The 6,000-nt window shown below is 31.0% G+C and carries 5 protein-coding genes and 1 pseudogene; 1 reads left to right on the plus strand and 5 read right to left on the minus strand.

All coding sequences use genetic code 11. The annotated features are described in order from the left end of the window. Positions 1-310: 310 nt before the first annotated feature. The 4 genes from WAO74_RS02985 to WAO74_RS03000 all read right to left on the minus strand — a co-directional run bounded on the left by WAO74_RS02985 (position 311) and on the right by WAO74_RS03000 (position 4,358). On the minus strand, positions 311-1,393 hold the full coding sequence (locus WAO74_RS02985; RefSeq protein WP_422159558.1) for a chorismate mutase: 1,083 nt from the start codon (positions 1,391-1,393) through the stop codon (positions 311-313). A 22-nt stretch (positions 1,394-1,415) separates the two neighbouring features. Beyond that, entirely contained in the window at positions 1,416-2,267 is an 852-nt protein-coding gene (locus tag WAO74_RS02990) for a prephenate dehydrogenase (protein WP_422159559.1), read from the minus strand. A 124-nt stretch (positions 2,268-2,391) separates the two neighbouring features. Further along, positions 2,392-3,537: a pyridoxal phosphate-dependent aminotransferase gene (locus WAO74_RS02995; protein ID WP_422159560.1), complete on the minus strand. Its 1,146-nt coding sequence runs from the start codon at positions 3,535-3,537 to the stop codon at positions 2,392-2,394. Further along, positions 3,534-4,358, minus strand: coding sequence for a prephenate dehydratase (locus tag WAO74_RS03000; RefSeq protein WP_422159561.1), 825 nt, complete (start codon positions 4,356-4,358; stop codon positions 3,534-3,536). Before WAO74_RS03000 ends, WAO74_RS02995 begins: the two co-directional genes overlap by 4 nt. 410 nt (positions 4,359-4,768) lie before the next feature. On the opposite strand from WAO74_RS03000, the gene WAO74_RS03005 reads away from it, so the two are divergent. Continuing rightward, on the plus strand, positions 4,769-5,857 hold the full coding sequence (locus tag WAO74_RS03005) for a formylglycine-generating enzyme family protein (RefSeq protein WP_422159563.1): 1,089 nt from the start codon (positions 4,769-4,771) through the stop codon (positions 5,855-5,857). A gap of 48 nt (positions 5,858-5,905) precedes the next feature. Here WAO74_RS03005 and WAO74_RS03010 read toward each other — a convergent pair. Next, a pseudogene (locus tag WAO74_RS03010) lies at positions 5,906-6,000 on the minus strand (transposase); the annotation flags it as partial.

Below are 6,000 nucleotides of genomic sequence, written 5' to 3' on the forward strand. Positions count from 1 at the left end.
AATTGTATCGAGAACTTTTTAAATGGATGAAAAACTTCTCGATAAAAGTTTCTGAAAAAGAAATTTCACTCTAAGTGATATTTTAAACCAAAAAACAAAACCTCATAGATTTTGAAATCTGTGAGATTTTGTTTTATAAAAAGCTAGTTTTAAGAACTTACTTTTTAGACTTGCAATATGCGTTAAGGATTGAAACGACATCCTTTTTTCTGAGTTCGAGTGAATTTGCTTTTCGCAAATTCACTCGAACTCAGAAAAAAGATATAGTGAAAAGCCTGACCAAGCTTTTTTGCTTGGTAACGCCCAAATACTATCCGTTAATAATTTTTTCTTGATGATTGATAGATTCTTGATGAATAGCCTTGAACATTTTTAAAATAAACTCTTCACTTAAACCTTTGCTTTCACCTTCTAAAATCATATTTCCAAGAATTTCGTTCCAACGTTTCGATTGTAAAACAGCTACATTTTTGTCTTTCTTTAAGGCTCCTATTTGATCTGCAATTTTCATTCGTTTTCCTAAAGTTTCTAATAATTGTGCGTCTGCAACGTTAATTTGCGCACGTAAATTGTCTAAAGAACTTTGGTATTCTGCTTCTGTATTGGTTTCTTTTCTAATTTTTAAATCGTCCATAATCTGCTTCAATTTTGCTGGTGTAACTTGCTGTGCAGCATCAGACCAAGCATTATCTGGATCGAAATGAGTTTCTATCATTAAACCATCGAAATTTAAATCTAGAGCCGTTTGCGAAACGTCAAAAATCATTTCTCTGTTTCCTGTAATATGCGAAGGATCGCAAATTAATGGTAAATCTGGAAAGCGATTTTGAAATTCAATTGCCAATTGCCATTCTGGAATATTTCTATATTTTGTTTTTTCGTAGGTAGAAAAACCTCTATGAATTGCTCCTAAATTTTTAATATTTGCTGTGTATAATCTCTCAATACCTCCTAACCAAAGGGCTAAATCTGGGTTTACAGGATTTTTAACCAATACTATTTTATCTGTTCCTTGCAAGGCATCTGCAATTTCTTGCATAATAAATGGCGATACTGTAGAACGTGCACCAATCCATAATAAATCAACATCATTTTCAATAGCTAATTTAACATGAGCTGCATTTGCAACCTCTGTACAGGTTTTCATGCCTGTTTCTTCTTTTACTTTTTTTAACCAACGTAAACCAATTTCTCCAACACCTTCAAACATTCCTGGTCTTGTTCTTGGTTTCCAGATACCTGCTCTAAAATAGTTTACATCAGAATCTTTTAATTCGTGTGCAATTTTTAAAACTTGTTCTTCAGTTTCTGCACTACAAGGCCCTGCTATTACTAGAGGATGATCTAATTTCATATCATCCAACCATGTTCTTAATTCTTTTGTATTCTTCATTCTTTTCTACTTGTTTTGGCTTTTATTTTATGCCGTTTAAAATTTGTTTTATATGATTTGTATTTTCCATTTCTTTATAAATTTCCTGGAAATCATCTTCTTGCATCAGCTTTTTAAAATGTTGTAAATTGCTAATGTATTCCTCTAATGTTTCAATAACGTTTTCTTTATTCTGTTTAAAAATGGGTGTCCACATTGCTGGCGAACTTTTTGCCAAACGAACTGTAGACGCAAAACCTGAACCTGCCATATCAAAAATATCGCGTTCGTTTTTTTCTTTATTGATTACAGTTTTACCTAACATAAATGCGCTAATGTGCGATAAATGCGAAACATACGCAATATGTTTATCATGCGAAACTGCATCCATGTAACGAATACGCATTCCAAGATCTGTAAAAAGTAGCAATGCTTTTTCTTGTAGCTTAAAAGTTGTTTTTTCTACTTCGCAAATAATGTTTGTTTTCCCTTTATATAAGCCAGAAATTGCTGCAGAAGGTCCAGAATTTTCAGTACCTGCAATTGGATGACAGGCTAAAAAATTTCTTCTTTTTGGATGATGTTCAACTACCTTACAAATTTCTTCTTTTGTAGATCCAGCATCAATTACTAAAGTAGTGTCAGATATTTTATCTAAAATAGTTGGTAATAATTGCACAGTTGCATCTACAGGAATGGAGACAATTACCAAATCAGCATTTTCTAAATCATCTAAAGTTGCCTTTTTATCTATTAGCTTTAATTCTAGAGCTTCGTTTAAAGTTTCATCTTTTCTACTAATTCCGTGAATGACAACATTTGGATTGTGTTTTTTAATATCGATAGCAAAACTACCACCAATTAAACCAATTCCTATCATGTATATATTTCTCATAATCCTATCCCTAACCCTTTCCGAAGGAAAGGGGATTTTATTGATTTTATATTTTTTTCTTCAATTTTTCAAACTTTTCCATAATCTAACTCACGGCCAACTGTAACTGAAAACTACTAACTCTTTATTCAAATCTACTAATTGCTTCCTTAATTATTTCAGATGTTACACACAATGAAAAACGAATGTATCCTTCTCCTTGAGAACCAAAAACCGTTCCTGGTGTAATAAAAATATCTTTGTTGTATAAAATCGCATCTGTAACTTCTTCAGATTTTTTTCCTTCAGGTATTTTTGCCCAAACAAATAAACCTGTTGCATTTTTATCATAGGTACAATTTAATTTATCTGCCAATTGCCAAACTAAATTTCTTCGTTCTTCGTAAATTTTATTTTGTGTTGTAAACCAATCATTAGATAATTGTAAAGCCTCAATTGCTCCTTTTTGAATTCCATAAAACATGCCAGAATCCATATTCGATTTTACTTTTAAAACTTCGTTGATATAGGTTGCATTGCCCAACAACATTCCTACTCTCCAGCCAGCCATATTAAACGTTTTGCTTAGGGAATTTAGTTCTAAAGCAACCTCTTTTGCACCATCAACTTGTAAAATACTAATAGGATTATCGTTTAAAATAAAACTATAAGGATTATCATTGATGATTAAAATATTATGCTTTTTCCCGAAAGCAATCAACTTTTCAAAGGTTTCTAAATTGGCATTTGTTCCTGTTGGCATGTGAGGATAATTTACCCACATTATTTTTACATCACTTAAATCTAATTTCTCTAATTTAGTATAGTTTGGTTGCCAATAATGTTCATCACTTAAATGATAAAATAAAGGTTCTGCACCTACTAATTTTGTTACAGAAGTATAGGTTGGATACCCAGGATTTGGAATTAATACTTTATCGCCTTCATTTAAAAAAGCCATAGAAATATGCATAATTCCTTCTTTGCTTCCCATTAATGGTAAAATCTCATTTTCTGGATTTGCATCAACAGAATACTTACTTTTATAAAAGCTAGCGATTGCATTTCTTAGTTCTGGTAAACCTTGGTAAGATTGATATTTATGTGCATTTGCATCACCCAAACTATTAGAAATTGCTTCTAAAACTTTTACTGGTGGTTGTAAATCTGGAGAGCCAATCCCCATATTAATAATTGGTTTTCCTGCAGCCAATAAACTTCTAACTTCTCTTAATTTAATAGAAAAATAATATTCTTGAACTGTGTCTAATCTTTTTGCGGCTTTAATCATATTCTCGCGTTTTTAAAAACCCCTAATACTTTAAAATCTTCTGCCATAATTTCTATGAGTGAAATTGCTTTTTTGTAATCATTATATTCATCAAAAGTAACATCAACAAAAAAGGAATATTTCCAAGGAGTATCTATAACTGGTAAAGATTGTATTTTAGTTAAATTCATTTTGCAATCGCTCATTGCATTTAAAATGGCTGCTAAACTGCCTCTTTTATGACTTAATTGAAATTTTATAGATGCTTTGTTAACGGTTTCATCAACCTCTGGCTTTTCAGTTTGTATAATTACAAAACGAGTTGAATTGTCTTTGATGGTTTGAATTTCGTCTTCTAAAACTGTCAATCCAAAAATATCAGCAGCAATTTTTGGAGCAATTGCAGCAATACCATGTAAGTTTTGTTTAGCAATTCTTTTGGCAACTTCTGCTGTGTCTACATCTTCTACCAATTTAATATGAGGATATTTTTTAAAGAACTCCTTACACTGTAACAATGCCATTGGATGAGACCAAACCTCTTTAATATCTTTTATTTCTTGACCTTTTAAAGCCATTAAATGATGGTGAATATTTAAATACTCTTCCCCAATAATATGCAAATCATTGTTATCAATTAAAGCATAATTAGGAATGATTGAACCCGCAATTGTATTCTCTAAAGCCATGACACCTTGCGTAGCAGATTTGTCTAACAAGCAATCTACTAAAGAATCGAAAGACATACACTCTTTAAGTGCTATGGTTTCTCCATAAAAGTCGCGCGCAACTTTATGATGATTTGAGCCTTCTGCTCCTTGTATAGCTATAATTTTATTCATTTTTTAATATCAAAAAAAAAGCCTCGAAGTAAATTCGAGACTTTATATTTTATATGTTTTTGTTAACAGCATACAAAGTCTCTACTTTTATTGAAAAAATAAAAGTAAAAATAGAAACTTGTAAAATTGATGTTTAACATTTTAAATTTCTTTGTTTGATAAGCAAATCTAAAGATTTAATTTATCTACACAAATATTATAAATAAAAATAATAAATTTTTACAAATACTTTAATAAAATAGAATTTTATTATTTAAAATTTAATAAATAAATTAAATTGATAAATAAAATGCAATTATTTATGATTAAAATGAATCTATAAACAGGAATATTCACGTGTTATATATGTTAATTAATTACTGTATAAATTTGAATAAATTATTATTTTTATCGTTCTTTAAAATTATATCATGTTTTATCCTTCAAATAAAAAATACAACTCTTTTTTTCTTGTGCTGTTTTTAATTTCATTCGCTTTTATCCAATGTAAAAAAGAAACAAAGAAAGACGGTTTAATTATCAATAAAAACAAACCAGAGACTCCTGAGAATATGGTTTGGGTGGGTACTAAAACCTTTTTACAAGGTGCAAAAGAAAGCGACAAGTACGCAATGCCAAGAGAAAAACCTGCACATCAAGTTACTGTGGATGGTTTTTATATTGATGCTACAGAGGTTACCAACAAACAGTTTAAAAAATTTGTCGACGATACTAAATATGTAACTGTTGCTGAACGACAAATAGATTGGGAAGAAATGAAAAGTCAAGTGCCACCTGGAACTCCAAAACCTCACGATTCTATTCTGCAACCTGGAAGTTTAATTTTTAATAAAAGTGTAAATGCTTTAGTTAATATGGATAATTATCAACAATGGTGGACTTGGAAAATTGGTGCTAATTGGCAACATCCTGAAGGACCTGAATCTAACATTGAGGGTAAAGACAATTATCCTGTGGTGCATATTGCTTTAGAAGATGCATTAGCTTATTGCAAATGGGCGAACAGACGCTTGCCAACTGAGGCAGAATGGGAATCTGCAGCTCAAGGAAACAACACAGATGCCATTTTTACTTGGGGCAATAATGCAGAAATTTTAAATAGTAATGCAAATACTTGGCAGGGAGTTTTTCCGACAAAAAATGAATCACAAGATGGTTTTGAGTTTATATCCGCAGTAAAATCGTATCCTCCAAATAGTGTTGGGTTATATGATATGTTAGGAAATGTCTGGGAAATTACGAGCGATTTATTTAATGTAAATTATTATGCTGGATTAGATACTTCTGAAACGCTTTTAAATCCGAAAGGAGCAAAAGAATCTTATAGCCCAAGCAATCCTTACCAAGTGGAGCATGTAATGAAAGGTGGTTCTTTTTTATGCCATGCTTCTTATTGTGCTAGTTTTAGAATATCTGCTAAAATGGGGGTTGCTATTGATTCTGGTTCGGATCATATGGGTTTTAGAACGGTTGCTACTCCAGAAATGTTAGCTAATTAAAATTTGAAATTTAAACGGATCAAGTCATAAAGTTGTGGGATTTGATATTTAGGCGAAAATATTTGTGAATCTAAAAAGGAAGAATTCTATATTCCTAACCCCTCTAAATTGTGCTCTAAAAGCTTTAATTTTTGCATTAAAAG

This window comes from Polaribacter sp. (genome assembly GCF_049276715.1).
Taxonomy (GTDB): domain Bacteria; phylum Bacteroidota; class Bacteroidia; order Flavobacteriales; family Flavobacteriaceae; genus Polaribacter.